Genomic DNA, 16,318 nt, shown 5'->3' with positions numbered 1-16,318 from the left:
TCGATCTGTCCTAGGCTCACTTGCCATGGTGGAACGAGTTTTGGTGTCCCTCGACGGCGCGATCCGGGATCCGGACGCGCCGTTGCTGTATGCGGACGACATCGGTGTGTTGCGCGGCGACGGCGTGTTCGAGACCGTGCTGGTGCGCGACGGCCAGCCGTGCGCGATCGAATCGCATCTGGCGCGACTACGCAGATCCGCGGAGGCCCTGGAGCTGCCGCCCCCGGATCTCGACGCCTGGCGCGCCGCCGTGCAGAAGGCGGCCAAGGAATGGGGGGAGTCCCGCGAGGGGCTGCTGCGGATGGTGCTCACCCGTGGCCGCGACAGCGAGCAGGGCGCCGGCGGGCAGGCCGCCAACAAGGAGCTGACGCCGGCCGAACCCGCGACCACCGGCTACGTACTGGTGCTGCCGGTGCCCCAACGGGTGGAAACCGCGCGCACCGAGGGTGTTTCGGTCATCACACTGTCGCGTGGAATCTCGGTGGATCTGGCCCAGGCCGCGCCCTGGCAACTCTTGGGCGCCAAGACCCTGTCGTATGCGACGAATATGGCGGCGCTGCGTTTCGCGCACCGTATGGGCGCGGACGACGTGATCTTCACCAGCACCGAGCACAAGGTGCTGGAGGGCCCGCGCTCCACCGTGGTGATCGTGCGCGACAAGCAGCTCATCACCCCGCCCCCGAAGGTCGGCGTCCTGCCCGGCACCACGCAGCGGGCGCTGTTCGCCGAGGCCGAGAAGGCGGGCTGGGAATGCCTGTACAAACCGCTGTTCGTCGCCGAACTGATTACCGCGGACAGTATCTGGATGCTCTCCAGCATCACCCTGGCCGCCCGGGTGAACTCGTTCGACGGACTGCGGATGTCGGCGCCGGACCACGCCCCCGAGATCATCGAACTGGTGAACCGCGGGGTGGCGCGGGCGGGCAGCATCGCCGACTGGTGAGGGGTGTGCCGCAGGCCTTTCGGATGACCTTCGGAAGGGCTCGCGCGAGGACCTGGGGGCACACTTTCGGGGACTTCGGTCACCGCTTGGCAAACGACCAGCATGTTGTGGCGCGTCACATGGTCATCTGATACCCAGCAGGCGTAGTGTCCGGTACTACGTCATGTCGTAGATCGGCAGGGAGGTCGGATGGACGTCGTCGACGTCGCGCGCTGGCAGTTCGGTATCACCACCGTTTATCACTTCATCTTCGTGCCGCTGACCATCGGCCTGGCACCGCTCGTCGCGGGCATGCAGACCGCCTGGGTGATCACCGGCAAGGAGCACTGGAAGCGCCTCACCAAATTCTTCGGCAAACTCTTCCTGATCAACTTCGCCCTCGGCGTCGCCACCGGCATCGTGCAGGAATTCCAGTTCGGCATGGGCTGGAGCGAATACTCCCGCTTCGTCGGTGACGTCTTCGGCGCACCGCTGGCCATGGAGGCGCTGGTCGCCTTCTTCATGGAATCGACCTTCCTCGGCCTGTGGATCTTCGGCTGGGACCGACTACCCAAAAAGGTGCACCTGGCATGCATCTGGTTGGTCGCCATCGGCGTGAACGCCTCCGCGTACTTCATCGTCGCGGCCAACTCGTTCATGCAGCATCCGGTCGGCGCGACATTCAATCCCGAGACCGGACGCGCGGAATTGACGAGCATCTGGGAAGTCATCACCAATGTGACGACCCTGGCCGCCTTCCCGCACGTCATCGCGGGCGCCTTCCTCACCTCCGCCACCTTCGTCGCGGGCATCGCCGGCTGGTGGATGGTCCGCAATATGCGCAAGGGGGAGGCCGTCGGCGTCGAGGAGGCCCGCACCATGTGGCGGCCCGCGGCGCGCATGGGCCTGTGGATCATTCCCATCGCGGCCGTCGCGCTCGTCTACACCGGTGATGTGCAGGGCAAGCTCATGTTCGAGCAGCAGCCCATGAAGATGGCCTCCGCGGAATCGCTGTGCCACACCGAAACCGATCCGAACTTCTCCATCCTCACCGTGGGCACGCACAACAACTGCGACAGCGTGAGCCACCTCATCGAGGTGCCCTATGTGCTGCCATGGCTGGCCAAGGGTGAATTCAGCGGCGTCACCCTCGCCGGCGTGCAGGACCTCCAGGAGGAATACGTCCTGAAGTTCGGCCCCGGCGACTACCGGCCCAACCTGTTCGTGACCTACTGGTCGTTCCGCGCCATGATCACCTTCATGGCGGGCTCGATCCTGCTGGCGCTCATCGGATTCTGGGTGACGCGGCGCGGGCGGGTGCCGGATGGGAAGTGGTTCTCCTGGCTGTCGCTGCTCGCCATCGCCACACCGTTCCTGGGCAATATCTCCGGGTGGGTGTTCACCGAGATGGGGCGGCAGCCCTGGGTGGTGGTGCCCAATCCGACCGGGGAGCAGAGCATCCGAATGACGGTGCAGCAGGGCGTCTCCGGGGTGTCCGCGGGCACCATCCTCACCTCGCTCATCGTCTTCACGCTGCTGTACGGCATGCTCGCGGTCGCCTGGTTCTACCTGATGCGGCGCTACACCGTCGCCGGGCCGGAACCGGCCGCCACCGAATCCGACGCCCCGAAGATGACCGGGGATTCCGTCGAGAAGCTTTCCTTCGCTTACTAGGAGACTCCGGATGACTCTGCAAGTGTTCTGGTTTCTGCTGGTCGCCGTGCTCTTCATCGGCTACTTCGTGCTGGAGGGCTTCGACTACGGCGTCGGCATGCTCATGCCCATCATCGGGCGCAAATCCGAGGTGAAGCGGCGCGTGGTGCTCAACACCATCGGGCCGGTGTGGGACGGCAACGAGGTGTGGCTGCTCACCGCGGGCGGCGCCATGTTCGCGGCCTTCCCGGAGTGGTACGCGAGCCTGTTCTCCGGGTTCTACCTCGCGCTGCTGCTCATCCTCGTCGGCCTGATCACCCGGGCCTGCGCCATCGAATGGCGCAGCAAGATCAACGACGACAAGTGGCGGCGCTGGTGCGACCTCGGCATCGGGCTCGGCTCCTGGATTCCCGCGCTCGCCTGGGGTCTGGCGTTCGCCAATATCGTGCGCGGCGTCCAGCTCAACGAGAAACGGCAGGTCGAGGGCACGCTGTTCGACCTGCTCAACCCGTACGCGCTGCTCGGCGGGCTCACCACGCTGCTGCTGTTCCTGCTGCACGGCGCGATCTTCATCTGCCTCAAGACCGGCGGCGAGGTGCGCGACGACGCCGAGGCGATCGTGCGCAAGATCTTCGTGCCCACCGCCGCGGTGGTGGCGGTGTTCGGCATCTGGACCCAGCTGTCCTACGGGCAGAGCTGGACCTGGATTCCGTTGGCGCTGGCGGTGATCGGGATCGTGGTCGCCGGTCTGGCGCACAGCCGCAGCCGCGACGGCTGGGCCTTCACCGGCACCGCGCTCACCATCCTGTCGGCCACCGCCCTGCTGTTCGGGTCGCTGTTCCCGGATGTGCTGCCCTCGACCATCGACCCGGCCTTCAGCCTCACCGTCGACGGCCGCGACGGCACCGTCAGCGCCTCGTCCACGCACTACACGCTGGTGGTCATGAGTTGGGTGGCGGTGGTCATGGTGCCGATGGTGCTCATCTACCAGGGGTGGACGTACTGGGTGTTCCGCAAGCGGCTCACCATGGAACAGATCCCCGACCCCATCGGGCTGCTCCCGGAGAAGGCGAAGAACTGACCCATGGCTCGACCGGTCGACCCGCGCCTGTGGCGGCACGCCCGTTCGGCACGACGGTATCTCGTGCTGAGCGTGGCGCTGTCGCTGGCGACCACGGTGTGCATCGTGGTCGCGGCCCTGGCCCTGGCGCGGGTGCTGGCCGGTGTCATCACCGATCCGGCACGCCGTGACATCGGCTCCTGGACAACCGAACTGGCGGTGTTCGCGATCGCGGTCGCGGTTCGGGCGGCGGCCACCTGGTGGCAGTCGCGGCTCGCGCACCGTGCCGGAGCGCAGGTGGTGGCGGAGTTGGAGACCGCGGTGGTGGTCGCCGGAGCCCAGCTGCCGCCGCGCGAACTGGAGTGCCGCCGAACCGAATTGGCGGTGGTGGCGGGAACGGGACTGAACGGCCTGCGCGCCTACCTCGCCGGGTATCTGCCCGCCCTGCTGCTGGCCGTGCTCGTGCCCCCGGTCCTGCTGACCGTCATCGCGCTGCACGACCTGGTCTCCGCCGGAATCATCGCCGTCACCCTGCCGCTCATCCCGATCTTCATGATCCTCATCGGACTGCTCACCCAGGGAAAGTCCAAGGAGACCCTGGCTGCCACCACACGACTGTCGGATCAACTGCTCGACCTGTTCGCCGGCATGCCGACGCTGCGGGCGTTGGGACGGGAGACGTCGCGGCCGCGGCCCGGAGCGGGCGGAGACGCCGCGATCGACACCGCTGCCGACATCGCGGGACCGGCCCTCGGACGCGGGGACGCCGTGGCCGGATCGGGCGATTCGGCATCGGGTGATGCGGCCCGCACCACCATGGCGGGACGGGTGCGCGATCTGGGCGAGGCCCTGCACAAGCGCACCATGTCCGCGCTGCGCATCGCCTTCCTGTCGTCCATGGTGCTGGAAATGCTCGCCACCCTCTGCGTGGCGCTGGTGGCTGTCTCCATCGGCATGCGGCTGGTGTACGGGCACATGGGGCTGTACGGGGGGTTGGTGGCGCTCATTCTCGCTCCGGAGGTGTACCTGCCGCTGCGTATGGTGGGGGAGCGGTTCCACGCGGCGCAGGACGGAATGGCAGCCGCCGACAAGGCTTTCGCGGTGCTCGAGCCGGACGACAGGAAACCGGACGCGAATTCGGGAGCCGCCGACTCGGCAATAGCCGACCCGACCGCCGCCGAGACGCGTGCCGTCCCGACGACTGCTGCCCCGAGGGCCGCCGCGGCGGTCGCTGCTGACCCGGCGGCCGAATCGACGCCGGGAGTGGTGGGCGCATCTGCTACCTCGACCGATGCGTTGCCCGTGCGGGGCCGAGATATCGGCGGCCACATCGAACTCGCCGAGTTGAGCGTCGCGGCGCGCGGCGGCGCGGCCCCGGATGGGCTCTCCGCAACGCTGCGGCCCGGCGCGGTCACGGTGCTGACCGGCCCCAACGGCTGCGGCAAATCCACGGTGCTCCAGGCGCTGCTGGGACTGATCGCCCCCGATCACGGCATGGTGCGCGTCGACGGTATCCCCGTCGCCGACCTGGACCCCGACGAGTGGTGGTCCCGGGTGGCCTGGCTGCCGCAGCGCCCCGTGCTCGTCCCCGGGACCCTCCGCGACAACCTCGAACTCCTCGGCGCTCCCGCCGACCCCGCGCAGCTGGCGGCGGCTTGCGCGGCAACCGGTTTCGACACCGTCCTCGACGAACTCCCCGACCGCTGGGACACCGTCGTCGGCACCGGCGGCATCGGCCTGTCCCTCGGCCAACGCCAACGCCTCGCCCTCACCAGAACCCTCGCCGCCCAACGCCAGGTCCTGCTGCTCGACGAGCCCACCGCCCACCTCGACGACGCCAGCGAGGCCACCGTCCTCACCGTCCTCGTGGACCGCGCTCGCGCCGGAGCCACCGTGGTGGTCGTCGCCCACCGCCCCACCATCCTGGCCATCGCCGACCACGTCATCGAGGTGCACGCCACCCAGCCCGCCGGCGAGTCCGATTCCCTCGTCGCACAGCCGGATGACGAGCGCGACTCGAACACCTCCGCGTATGTCCCCGAACCATCCGGACCCGCACAGGATTCCGCGCCCGGCAGGACATCGCGCCGCACCGTCGGCGACCGCATCGGCAGCGGCGCACCCGACACCGGCGCGACCCGGCAGGACGCTGCGACCGGAGCGCAGCACCGGGAGGGGATCGGCAGCGCGGAGCCGGGGCGGGGACGTATGGAGAACAACGCCGTGGGTCCGCACGGTGCCGACGCGGCCGTGGCGGGTCGGTGCGCCGCCGAGGCCGCTGCCGCGAGTGGAGGCGTTGCCACGGGCAGCGCTGCCGTCGCGGGTAGGGACGCTCGCACGAGCGATGCACTACGCGTTCGCCCCGTCGCCGCCAGCGGAACGCCGAATCCCGTGGCAGGCTCCGCGGCATGCACGGACCACTGCCTGGATCCCACGCCGGGATCGGCGGACAACGGCGCGGCGCGGCCATTCGGAAGCGCAGGCCGGGTGACCGGGGCGCGCGGCGCGGTCGGCGGTAGTGCCGCGCACGGCGGGCCGTCCGGCGCGGCCGGGCTGCCTGGGACGGCCGGAGTGTCCGGGACCGCCGGGGTGGTGGGGCGGTGAAGGCGATGCTGGCCGATTTCCGGCGGATTCGCGAACTGCTGGAGCTGTCGCGGTGGCGGATGGCGGTGTCGATCGGATGGGGCACGCTGGCGTTGGGGAGCGGTCTGGCGCTGGCGGCCTTGGCGGCGTGGCTGATCGCCCGCGCCTGGGAGATGCCGCCGGTGCTGGATCTGACCATCGCGGTGGTGTCGGTGCGGGCGCTGGGCATCGCGCGCGGACTGTGCCGGTATCTGGAGCGGCTGGCCACCCATGATGTGGCGTTGCGGGCCATGACGACCGCGCGCACCACGACCTACCGGACGTTGGCCGCGGCGGACATCTGGCGGCCGCGGCGCGATGCGGCCGCGGCCGATTCGCCGAATGCCGCGGCGGCACATGGCGGCTCGACGGGAGACATAGGGGCAGTCCGCGAGCGTGCGACCGCTGACGGCGACGCGGCCGCCCATGCGTGGTCGGGAAGTGACGGTGGGGCGGTCGCGCCGGCTCGGTCGGGAAGTGATGGTGGGGCGGTCGCGCCGGCTCGGGTGGGAAGTGATGGTGGGGCGGTCGCACCGGCTCGGGTGGGAAGTGACAGCGGGGCTGTCGCGCGGCCGGGGGATAGCAGCAGCACGGCTGCGGCGGCATGGTCGACGCGGGTGGCGGAGCTCGGTGCGGTCGGAGACCCCACCCTGCTGCGGCGGGGGGAGCTGCTCGGGCGGGTGATGGGGGATATCGACGATCTCGGGGCCGTGGTGGTGCGGGCGTTCGTGCCGATGGCCGTGGCGGGGGTGCTGTCGCTGAGCGCGGTGGTGCTGTTGGCGTTCATCTCGATACCGGCGGCGCTGATTCTCGCGGTGGCACTGGTGGTGGCGGGCGTTGTCGCGCCGTGGCTTTCGGCGCGGGCGGCGCGGGAGGCCGAGGAGGCGGTGCGCGGCGATCGCACCGAGTTCACGGCGGCCGCGCTGACCGTGCTCGACCATGCCCCGGAACTGCGGGTCGCGGGGCGGCTCGACAGCGCCGTGACGAGCGCGCGGGCGGCGGGGGAGCGGGCCGTCGCCGCCGAGGACCGCGCGGCCTCGCGCAGTGCGTGGGCGGCCGCGGCGACACCGCTGTCGATCGGCGTGAGCGTACTGGGCGCGCTGCTCATCGGGATCGTGTTGTACGGCACCGGAACCGGCCCGCCGCCCGCCGGATTCCAGACGGTCGAGCCGGGTGGGATCTCGCCCATGGCGCTCACCGTGCTCGTACTGGTGCCGCTGTCGGCCTTCGAAGCGGTCGGGGTGCTGCCCGCCGCCGCGCAGGCGCTCACCAACGGGCGGGCGCCGCTGCGCCGCATCGGCCGGTTCGAGCGCGGCGAATCCGCAGCTGTGCGAACGGATCTGCCGGAACTGCCGGACGGGTATCGCATCGCGGTGGTCGGCCCGAGCGGTGCGGGCAAGACCACGCTGCTCATGGCGTGGGCGGGCCTGTTCGACACCCCGCGCCCCGGCGTCACCTTCTTCGCCGAGGACGCGCACCTGTTCGGCACCACCGTGCTGGAGAATCTGCGGGTGGCGCGCGGCGACATCACCGGGCAGGAGGCCGAAAGCGCCCTGCGCGCGGTCGGAGCCGGTGCGTGGCTCGACTCCCTGCCCGACGGCGTGCACACCGAACTGGTCGGCGGCGCGGCCGCGGTATCCGGTGGTCAACGCCGCCGCATCCTGCTCGCGCGCGCCCTGCTCGCCCCCGCCCGCGTCCTGCTGCTGGACGAGCCCACCGAACACCTGGAGGCCGCCGCGGGCGCGGATCTGCAACGCCGCCTGCTGGACCGCACCAGCGGCCTGGTCGGCCCCGACCGCGTCGTCGTGGTGGTCACCCATCAGCTCCCACCCGATCACCGTGCCGACACCGTGGTGCGGGTGGCCGCCGACGGCGCCGTGGCAATAGACCGGTTTATTCCCTACTGACCTGCGTTTTCGCCGTCCGAGAAAATGCATTGCCGCCACCGCGCACCCCCACTAGATTCATCGGTACACGGGAAAGGAGGTGGTTCGAGAAATGGTTATTTCTAGGACGCGTGAGGTGGCTGCCAGCTAGGCGCTACCGCTGCAGATGGATTCCGTTCGCGCGAGCGCCTCGCGAATCCCAGGCAGTCACCCGGCCCCCGAGTCCCGATCCGTCCGATCGGATCCGCGTGAACGTTGCATCCGCGGATATGGCTCGGGGGCCGTACCTTTTCCGGCGCGTCTTCTCTGACCAGGGACTACTCTGAGGACATGACCGTCGAACCGGTTCCCGAATCCGAACCAGTTCCTGACTGGCTCATTCCACCGAAAGAAGGGTTCACCGTCGACGTTTTCCTACGGCTGCGTGACTTGCCGCGGCACACGGAACTCATCGACGGGAGCCTGATCTTTGTGAGTCCGCAGCAGAAGTGGCACAGGCGTGCCATCGATCTGTTCAGATCGGAACTGCAACGACAGGCCCCCGCGCATCTACACGCGGACCGCGAGATGTCGGTCGAGCTGGGGAAGCGGCAGATGCCCGAGCCGGATGTCCTCGTGGTCACGCGGGAGGCGTATCACCGTGGAGCACCGGCCACGTACTACTTCGCGGAGGATGTGGTTCTCGCCCTCGAAGTGGTGTCTCCGGATTCGGAGGACCGGGATCGAGAGACGAAGCCCTTCAAGTACGCCAAGGCGGGCATCCCGTACTACTGGCGGGTAGAGCGTCGTGATGGCGATGCCGTCGTCTATGCGTATGAACTCGACCCCGCGACAAGCCGCTACTGCCCGACCGGGATTTTCCACGACCGCATCCACATGTCGGTCCCGTTTCCGGTGGAGATCGAACTGACGGCCATCGACAGGCTCGATTAGTTCATCTGGTCAGCCGATATAGCGCTGGAGGCGGGCCGAGAGGCGGGGTTCCAGCGCGCCGTCGGCGGAGATGCGCTCCTCCACGTAGCCCAGGTCGCCGCCCTCGACGATGCCGTAGAGGCGCTTGGCCCCGCCGACCACGATGCCGGACTGGCTGCGGATCACCACGTCGGTGGCGAGTTCCCAGGACGACTGGGTGAGGGCCTGGCCGTAGAACAATTCCACGATGCCGGACGAGTGGGTGAGCAGCAGCTCCAGCACCTCGTCGTCGCCGTCGATGCCGACCCGCCAGAAACCGCTCTCGCGCAGGTCGGGGCCGCCGTAAGAGCCGTCCTCGGCGATGACCCAGGAGCGTGCTTCCCAGGTGAGGTAGTCGCCGCCGTCATGGGAGACCACGATCTGCTGGCCGAAGCGGTAGTCGCCGGTATCGGGGTCGTTGCCTTCACCTTCGCCGCGCCAGACGCCGACCAGCGGCAGCAGCGCGAGCATGGAGGAACTCAGGTCGGGACCCTGGCGCAGATTGGCCGTGTCCTCCGGCAGCGGGAGACCGGAGAGCGAGGGGATGTTCAGGCCGCCGGTCGACTTCGCCTTCTCGGCGGCATCGGCCACGGCTTGATCACCACTGCGCCGGGCAGTGGCGGATTCCGACGCGGAACCGTTCAACGCGCCATTGTCGGTGTTCTCGCTCGCCGGCTCTGTCACGACTCGGTGAACAGCCGGTAGAGGACGTACAGACCGAACCACGCGATCAGCACGGAGACGAGAACCAGCAAAATCTCGAAGGCAAGCACCACGATTCCGGAGTCTAGTGGCACCGTATTCCGGATGCGAAAACGGCCCCGGGAAAACGATTCCCGGGGCCGTTTCCACGATCCCTCACCCCTGAACAGGGTGATCGGTGAGTTACTTGGCGACGACGACATCCAGCTCGTGGATGCCCGCGCCCTCCGGCTTCACCTCGGCTGAACCATTGCCGGACGACGACAGCGCCCGCACGGTCCACGCGCCGGGCGCGGCGAAGAAACGGAAGTCACCGGTGCCGGAGGCCACGACCTCGGCGGTGAAGTCACCATTGCCGTCCAGCAGGCGGACGAACGCGCCGCCGACGGTCTGGCCGTCGGCGGTCAGGACGCGGCCGGTGATGACCGTCTCCTTCTCCACGTCGACGCCCGCGGGGATGGCCTGACCCTGGGTAGGTGCTGCACACATACTGATTACGCTCCCAACTCGATCGGTGCACCGACGAGGGAGCCGTACTCGGTCCAGCTCCCGTCGTAGTTCTTGACGTTCTTGTGGCCCAGCAGCTCCTGCAGCACGAACCAGGTGTGCGAGGAACGCTCGCCGATGCGGCAGTAGGCGATGGTCTCCTTCTCGCCGTCCAGCCCGGCCTCCTTGTACAGCTCCGCCAGCTCGGCGTCGCTCTTGAAGGTGCCGTCCTCGTTCGCGGCCTTCGACCACGGGACGTTGATGGCGGACGGGACGTGGCCCGGACGCTGCGACTGCTCCTGCGGCAGGTGCGCGGGGGCCAGGATCTTGCCGGAGAACTCGTCGGGCGAGCGCACGTCGACCAGGTTCTTGGTGCCGATGGCGTTGATGACCTCGTCGCGGAAGGCGCGGATGGACAGGTCCTGCTCACCGGCCTTGTAGGTGGTGGCGGGCCGGTTCACGGCATCGCGGGACAGCGGGCGGCCGTCCAGCTCCCACTTCTTGCGGCCGCCGTCGAGCAGCTTCACGTCCTGGTGGCCGTAGAGCTTGAAGTACCAGTAGGCGTAGGCGGCGAACCAGTTGTTGTTGCCGCCGTAGAGCACCACGGTGTCCTCGTTGGCGATGCCGCGCGCCGACAGCAGATCGGAGAACTGCTCCCGGTTCACGAAGTCGCGACGGACCTGGTCCTGCAGGTCGGTCTTCCAGTCCAGCTTGACGGCGCCCTCGATGTGGCCCGTGTCGTAGGCGGAGGTGTCCTCGTCGACCTCGACGATGACAACGCCCGGGGCGTTGAGGTTCTCTTCGACCCAGTCAGCGGAGACCAGGACATCGGAGCGAGCCATGTTGTTCCTTTCAGATGTTTGCCGGGGTCAGGCGGTGGGATGGGGGTTGGTCGCCGCGGCCTTGGGGACCAGCCGGGAGGCGAGGGGGTAGAGCTTGCAGCCCAGGCAGACGCCGAACGCCGCGTTGAGAAACGCTGCGAACAGCGCGAAACCGGTGAAAACCGCACCGGCGACGGGGTTCGAGGCGGCGAACCCGATCACGCCGAGGACGGCGAAGATCAGGCCCACCAGTTGGGCGAACCGCAGTGGCGCAACGGGTTCCACGGCGGGAGCCGGGCCGATGCGGGGCAGCACCAGGTTCTTGTAGAGCAGGCCGTAGGGGCTGCCGCCCGGGCCGCGCAGGGCGCCGAGGGCGAAGACCACGGCCTGGGCGGCCAGCAGGATCGCGGCCGCCAGCGGGGAGAAGGCGGCGAGGATGAGGGTCAGCACCAGCACGGCGGTGGTGATCCAGGCGGCGAAACGGGGGCCGCGGACGTCGACCTGACCGGAAGGAATTCGGGTACCGACCGGTTGGGGGTTGGGGGAAGTAGTGTGCGACATATTCGTGCTCCTGCGCAGGAAGAGGATTCGGTTGGCCAGAGCGCCGGAGGATGCGGACATCACTCGTACGGCGGGTCAATCCCGGTCGGCGACAGAAGGATTCGAAAGGCCGACCGGCTAGCGGCACAGGCAGCAACAACCACCGAGGCGGCACAGATCTACCGTGCGGCGTCGGGTGAGCATCAGCTCGCGGTTGGATTGCACGATTCGGAGTTTACCCGGTTTTCGGGGGAAATTGGACCCGGGGTCCGTAATGCTGGTCACTCTTCGGTATTCGCCCTGGTTAGCGGGGCCAAGGTGGAGCGCAGATCGGCGGCTTTCGGTACGCCCGAGATCCGGAAGCGCTCACGACCGTCGGCGTCGAAGACGAATGTGGTCGGCAGCGACAGCACCGACAGCTCCTTGGCCAGCGCCGGATCGGAGTCGATATCGATCTCCAGATCCAGCGGCGGGGCCGGGGCGTCGGCGAACTCGGCGACGGTGCCCGCCACCACCCGTCGCACCGCCGCGCACGGGCCGCACCAGTCGGCCGAGAAGTGCAGCACCGCAGGCCGATTCGCGACCAGCCCGGCGGCAGCCAGCAGTTCGCGGCGCGGTGACGCGGCATCCGGCTGCGCCGCGGCGCTGGCCCGAACCCGACCCTCGTTGCGCCGCAGCAGAATTCCCACCGCGACAGCGGCGGCCACGGCGGCGGCGAGGACGGCGAGCTCGATCATTGCTGCCGCTGCAGATGGTCCAGGTCGATGGTGACGTCGCGGCCGCGGCCCTCGACCACGATCTGCCCGCCGACCGCCTCGACCTTGGTCGGGCGGATGCCGAACGGCAGATCACGGGTGTCGATGGTGCGGGTGAACCAGCCCAGAATCATCTCGGTCGGCACCGCGGGCAGCACCGCCACGGGCGTCGCGGTGGCCTCCTCACCGTGGTAGATCTCGGTCGCCACGATCTGGATCTGGCCGTCGGCGTCCAGCCGCAGATCGGCGAGCACACTCACCAGCTGCCCCTTCTCGGTGCTGGACGAGCCGGGCGGGGTATCGACGCGCGGCGGCACGGTGCCGGTCAGGATGATCGCCCCGGACGTGGTCATGCCGGTGCCGCCGGAACCGCCGGAACCGTCCGACTTGTCGGCGGGCGGGCCGAACACCTGCAGATCCGGAATGCGGAACAGCCGCCCGAGCTCGATGGGCTCGATATGCATGCTGGCCTGCACCTCGTCCACCGGCACCATGCGCACCCGGCCGTCGGCCAGATCGCTCAGCGGCAGCCGCACCCCGTACAGATTCGATTCGATCTGAATCTCGCCCGGAATATCCGGCCGCCGGGCCCGCGCCCGGATATAGATGTCGTCGTAGGTCCCGTCCACCGCCTGCGCCACGAACGGAAACCCGCGAAAGGTCACCTCCGGGTCCGCGCTCAGGTCCGAGCCTTCGCGCAGTAGCCGCGACACCCGGTACTCGGAGTAGGCAGCCGTCCCGAAATCGAGCACGACCGCCAGCCCCGCCAGGCAGAGCAGCCCGATGATCACCCTGCGGAAACTCATGACAGGCACCCTACTGTGTTCAATTTGCCCTCCGCTTCGCTCCGGGCGGGTGCTGTGTTTGCTTGCCTCCGCTTCGCTCCGGCGGGTTTGCGGCGCTGCAGGTCCCGGTTCTTCCCTCCCTCCGCTCCTCCGCTTCGCTCCCCCGCCCCGCTCAGTCCAGAACCGGGACGCGCCGCAAACCCAGGAGCGTGGCGCTAGGTGCTGCGGTGAGTGTGCGGACGGACGGTGAGTGTGCGGGTGGTCCGCGGGTCCCGGCTTCTCCCTCGCGTCGCTGTTCCGGTCGGTCCGGAGTCGGGATGCGCCGCGAACGAGGGGCGCTGTGCTGGGGACGACTGAACGGGCGGCAGGCTTGCGGATGAATCGGTAGTCCCCAGGGGCGGTCCTGGACTCTGGACGGCTGGGCGCGGAACCCAGCGGCGCGCGTTGTGGTGCTGCGCGGCGCAGGCATCAGGGGATTGGCGTTCGGGCGTCGATGGTGTGGGAGTCGGCGCGAATGGGCGGTTCCCGCGTTGTGATCTTGGGGTAGCCGGAGTGACCTGGGCGGCTGCTATACGTGGTCACGCGGACATACGCGCTAAGGTATGACGCGACTTACCTGTGATGACGCGCATGGCGTCGTGGCGGACGATGAGGTTGCCGCGCACATGCCAGATGGGAGGAGAGCCCCCATGGAGCTGCTCCTGCTGACCTCCGATCCCAATCCGGAGTCGGTACTGCCGTCGCTGGCGTTGCTGCCCCACCACGTGCGACCCGCGCCCACCGAGGTTGCGTCGTTGCTGGAGGCGGGGTCGGCCGATGTCGCGCTCGTCGATGCCCGCACCGATCTGGCCGCCGCTCGCGGACTGTGCCGGCTGCTGGGCAGCACCGGCTCCTCGGTGCCGGTGGTGGCGGTGCTGACCGAGGGCGGACTGGTCGCGGTGAACGCCGACTGGGGGCTGGACGACATCCTGCTGCCCGGCACCGGCCCCGCCGAACTGGATGCGCGGCTGCGGCTGCTGGTGGCCCGCAACGGCGGCGCGGCCAGCCCGGAGAACACCGGCAAGATCACCCTCGGTGAGTTGGTCATCGACGAGGGCACCTACACCGCGCGCCTGCGCGGCCGCCCGCTCGACCTGACCTACAAGGAATTCGAACTCCTCAAATACCTCGCCCAGCACGCGGGCCGCGTGTTCACCCGCGCCCAGCTGCTACAGGAGGTGTGGGGTTACGACTTCTTCGGCGGCACCCGCACCGTGGACGTGCACGTGCGACGACTACGCGCCAAGCTCGGCAGCGAATACGAATCACTCATCGGCACCGTGCGCAATGTCGGCTACAAGGCCGTGCGGCCCGCGCGCAGCGCCAACAAGGGCGATGCGGTGACCTTCCCCGAAACCGAGAGCAGCGACGACGAATACGCCCCGGTGAACGGCACGGTCCAGTAGCCACACGGCCGCGCATACCCGCACCGACCCGGTGACGCGATACCGATCGCGCTGCGGATCCCCACCGCGACCGGCCGCTGTGCCGAGACCCGGTGACGCGGTGCCGACCGCGGTGTGGCCGCCCGCCGTGACGTCGGCCGCTGTGCCGAGACTGTGCAAGGGTGTCGATCGCTGGTGCGGATGCCGCCGCTGTGCCGAGACACGGTGCAGGGTGCCGTCCGCTGGTGCGGACGCCGCCGCTGGGTCGAGATGCCGTGATGCGGTGCCGACCGTAGGTAGGTAACCGCTGCGCGGACCTCGACGCCGAAGCGGACCGCCGCCGCGTGTACCGAGTACATGCGGGCGCGACTGCTCCGATGTCGTGGTGCGCGGTGGTGGATCGGTCACGAAGCGGTCCGGCGCGCGGGCCGGAATGATCGTGTGACCTCGCCGTGTTGGACTGGTCCGGCAGGGCCGATAGCGTGAGCCGATCGGAGCGCGCCGACCGCGTACAGCGGGTGGGACGTGTTCGAGTCGACCGGCACGGGGCCGGAACGGAACTCGCCGCCGGTTCCGCTACCGGCGGTATGACTGGGAGCCGACTTCGGCGGTGTCCCGCGATGGGAGGATGCGGTGGAGGTCGAAGCGCGGCGCATGCGCGAACTGGGTTGGACCGACCGGTTGCCCGCCGACGACTCCGGGTCGGTGCGCGAGATCCTGGACCGCGCCGCCGTCGCCGACGGCGTGGCCCCCGTATCCGAACAGGCCGTGCTGTCCCTCACCCGGGACGCCGAGGCATGGCATCTGGTCGCCCGCGACGGTGACGCGGTGACCGGCTACGCGAATCTGGTCGCCGCGCACGGCGAGCACCCCGCCATGGCGGAGGTGGCCGTCGATCCGCGACACCGCGGGCGGGGTGTCGGTGCGGAGCTGGTGACCGCCGCCCTCGACGCGGGCGGCGAGGGCGCGCGGGTGTGGGCGCACGGGAATCTGGCCGCGGCCCGATCGGTCGCATCCCGACTCGGTCTGTCCGTGGCCCGCGAACTCTGGCTAATGCGCCGCTCCCTTGCTGACTCGGAGCTACCGGAGCTGATGGTGCCGCGGGACATGCTGTTGCGGACCTACGCCGGTCCGTCCGACGACGCCGAGATCCTGCGCGTCAACAATGCCGCGTTCGCCTGGCATCCGGAACAGGGCGGCTGGACCGAACGCGAGCTCGCCGCGCGCCGCGACGAACCCTGGTTCGATCCGAAGGGCCTGTTCATCGCCGCCGACGCCGCCGATCCGGACCGCATCCTCGGATTCCATTGGACCAAGGTGCATCTCGACGAGAACCCCCAGGTCGGCGAGGTCTACGTGGTGGCCGTCGACCCGGCCGCCCAGGGGCGGGGCCTCGGTCGCCTGCTGACCCTGGCCGGACTCCACCATCTGCGCGAGCGCTCCCTGCCCGAGGTGCTGCTCTACACCGAGGCCGACAACACCGCCGCCGTGCACACCTACACCCGCCTCGGCTTCGCACCCGCTCACGTGGACGCCGCCTACGCGCGCTGACCTGCCTGCGGCGACGCATTCCGCGCACCGCCCCCGTGCGCACCCGCACTCTCGCCCAGCTACCCGCGCCCGTGGCCGGCAGCCCGCCGCCCCGTGCCCGGCTTCCGGCAGCGGGATCGGGTGGCGGGCGCGGGGGCGGGAGCGACCGGCGCACGCCGCC

General features: G+C 69.4%; 13 protein-coding genes and 1 pseudogene. 8 read left to right on the top strand and 6 right to left on the bottom strand.

What is annotated here, in order from left to right:
* Positions 1-25: 25 nt before the first annotated feature.
* The 6 genes and pseudogenes from QJS31_RS13415 to QJS31_RS13390 all read left to right on the top strand — a co-directional run bounded on the left by QJS31_RS13415 (position 26) and on the right by QJS31_RS13390 (position 9,076).
* Positions 26-943 (top strand): aminodeoxychorismate lyase, encoded by a 918-nt coding sequence (locus tag QJS31_RS13415; protein WP_306356844.1) that lies wholly within the window; start codon positions 26-28, stop codon positions 941-943.
* A gap of 189 nt (positions 944-1,132) precedes the next feature.
* Complete coding sequence (locus QJS31_RS13410) at positions 1,133-2,596, top strand: cytochrome ubiquinol oxidase subunit I (RefSeq protein WP_306356843.1); 1,464 nt, start codon at positions 1,133-1,135, stop codon at positions 2,594-2,596.
* Between the two features lie 10 nt (positions 2,597-2,606).
* A complete protein-coding gene (gene cydB, locus QJS31_RS13405; RefSeq protein WP_282782469.1) occupies positions 2,607-3,656 on the top strand; it encodes a cytochrome d ubiquinol oxidase subunit II in 1,050 nt (349 codons plus the stop codon).
* A 3-nt stretch (positions 3,657-3,659) separates the two neighbouring features.
* Positions 3,660-5,594 (top strand): annotated as a pseudogene (locus QJS31_RS13400) (ABC transporter ATP-binding protein/permease); the annotation flags it as partial.
* Between the two features lie 704 nt (positions 5,595-6,298).
* Complete coding sequence (locus QJS31_RS13395; protein ID WP_372341599.1) at positions 6,299-8,164, top strand: ATP-binding cassette domain-containing protein; 1,866 nt, start codon at positions 6,299-6,301, stop codon at positions 8,162-8,164.
* Positions 8,165-8,473: 309 nt separating this feature from the next.
* Positions 8,474-9,076: a Uma2 family endonuclease gene (locus QJS31_RS13390; RefSeq protein ID WP_306356842.1), complete on the top strand. Its 603-nt coding sequence runs from the start codon at positions 8,474-8,476 to the stop codon at positions 9,074-9,076.
* A gap of 9 nt (positions 9,077-9,085) precedes the next feature.
* Here QJS31_RS13390 and QJS31_RS13385 read toward each other — a convergent pair whose 3' ends face one another.
* The 6 genes from QJS31_RS13385 to QJS31_RS13360 form a co-directional block, all read right to left on the bottom strand.
* A complete protein-coding gene (locus QJS31_RS13385) occupies positions 9,086-9,778 on the bottom strand; it encodes an FABP family protein (RefSeq protein WP_372341588.1) in 693 nt (230 codons plus the stop codon).
* A gap of 201 nt (positions 9,779-9,979) precedes the next feature.
* Complete coding sequence (locus QJS31_RS13380) at positions 9,980-10,285, bottom strand: DUF1416 domain-containing protein (protein ID WP_029930876.1); 306 nt, start codon at positions 10,283-10,285, stop codon at positions 9,980-9,982.
* A gap of 5 nt (positions 10,286-10,290) precedes the next feature.
* Positions 10,291-11,124, bottom strand: a complete 834-nt coding sequence (locus tag QJS31_RS13375; RefSeq protein WP_282785600.1) for a sulfurtransferase — start codon at positions 11,122-11,124, stop codon at positions 10,291-10,293.
* 27 nt (positions 11,125-11,151) lie between these two features.
* The gene (locus QJS31_RS13370; RefSeq protein WP_306356841.1) at positions 11,152-11,664 is read right to left on the bottom strand and encodes a DUF4395 domain-containing protein; all 513 of its coding nucleotides are present in this window, start codon (positions 11,662-11,664) and stop codon (positions 11,152-11,154) included.
* 260 nt (positions 11,665-11,924) lie between these two features.
* On the bottom strand, positions 11,925-12,380 hold the full coding sequence (locus tag QJS31_RS13365) for a thioredoxin family protein (RefSeq protein ID WP_282785601.1): 456 nt from the start codon (positions 12,378-12,380) through the stop codon (positions 11,925-11,927).
* The gene (locus tag QJS31_RS13360; protein WP_039809301.1) at positions 12,377-13,204 is read right to left on the bottom strand and encodes an LmeA family phospholipid-binding protein; all 828 of its coding nucleotides are present in this window, start codon (positions 13,202-13,204) and stop codon (positions 12,377-12,379) included. Before QJS31_RS13360 ends, QJS31_RS13365 begins: the two co-directional genes overlap by 4 nt.
* A 668-nt stretch (positions 13,205-13,872) precedes the next feature.
* Between QJS31_RS13360 and QJS31_RS13355 the strand changes: the two genes are divergently transcribed.
* Together QJS31_RS13355 and mshD are read left to right on the top strand one after the other, a co-directional pair.
* Positions 13,873-14,628: a response regulator transcription factor gene (locus QJS31_RS13355; protein WP_282785603.1), complete on the top strand. Its 756-nt coding sequence runs from the start codon at positions 13,873-13,875 to the stop codon at positions 14,626-14,628.
* A gap of 633 nt (positions 14,629-15,261) precedes the next feature.
* Entirely contained in the window at positions 15,262-16,158 is an 897-nt protein-coding gene (mshD, locus tag QJS31_RS13350; RefSeq protein ID WP_306356931.1) for a mycothiol synthase, read from the top strand.
* Positions 16,159-16,318: the final 160 nt, after the last annotated feature.

Source organism: Nocardia sp. CC213A, assembly GCF_030766805.1.
GTDB lineage: Bacteria > Actinomycetota > Actinomycetes > Mycobacteriales > Mycobacteriaceae > Nocardia > Nocardia otitidiscaviarum.
This window is presented reverse-complemented; position numbering and strand designations above follow the sequence as displayed.

What these genes read in the sequence shown, in the direction of transcription:
- QJS31_RS13415 (WP_306356844.1), top strand. Translation starts at nt 26, where the DNA reads ATGGTGGAACGAGTTTTGGTGTCCCTCGACGGCGCGATCCGGGATCCG.
- QJS31_RS13410 (WP_306356843.1), top strand. Translation starts at nt 1,133, where the DNA reads ATGGACGTCGTCGACGTCGCGCGCTGGCAGTTCGGTATCACCACCGTT.
- cydB (WP_282782469.1), top strand. Translation starts at nt 2,607, where the DNA reads ATGACTCTGCAAGTGTTCTGGTTTCTGCTGGTCGCCGTGCTCTTCATC.
- QJS31_RS13395 (WP_372341599.1), top strand. Translation starts at nt 6,299, where the DNA reads ATGGCGGTGTCGATCGGATGGGGCACGCTGGCGTTGGGGAGCGGTCTG.
- QJS31_RS13390 (WP_306356842.1), top strand. Translation starts at nt 8,474, where the DNA reads ATGACCGTCGAACCGGTTCCCGAATCCGAACCAGTTCCTGACTGGCTC.
- QJS31_RS13380 (WP_029930876.1), bottom strand. Translation starts at nt 10,285, where the DNA reads ATGTGTGCAGCACCTACCCAGGGTCAGGCCATCCCCGCGGGCGTCGAC.
- QJS31_RS13375 (WP_282785600.1), bottom strand. Translation starts at nt 11,124, where the DNA reads ATGGCTCGCTCCGATGTCCTGGTCTCCGCTGACTGGGTCGAAGAGAAC.
- QJS31_RS13370 (WP_306356841.1), bottom strand. Translation starts at nt 11,664, where the DNA reads ATGTCGCACACTACTTCCCCCAACCCCCAACCGGTCGGTACCCGAATT.
- QJS31_RS13365 (WP_282785601.1), bottom strand. Translation starts at nt 12,380, where the DNA reads ATGATCGAGCTCGCCGTCCTCGCCGCCGCCGTGGCCGCCGCTGTCGCG.
- QJS31_RS13360 (WP_039809301.1), bottom strand. Translation starts at nt 13,204, where the DNA reads ATGAGTTTCCGCAGGGTGATCATCGGGCTGCTCTGCCTGGCGGGGCTG.
- QJS31_RS13355 (WP_282785603.1), top strand. Translation starts at nt 13,873, where the DNA reads ATGGAGCTGCTCCTGCTGACCTCCGATCCCAATCCGGAGTCGGTACTG.
- mshD (WP_306356931.1), top strand. Translation starts at nt 15,262, where the DNA reads ATGCGCGAACTGGGTTGGACCGACCGGTTGCCCGCCGACGACTCCGGG.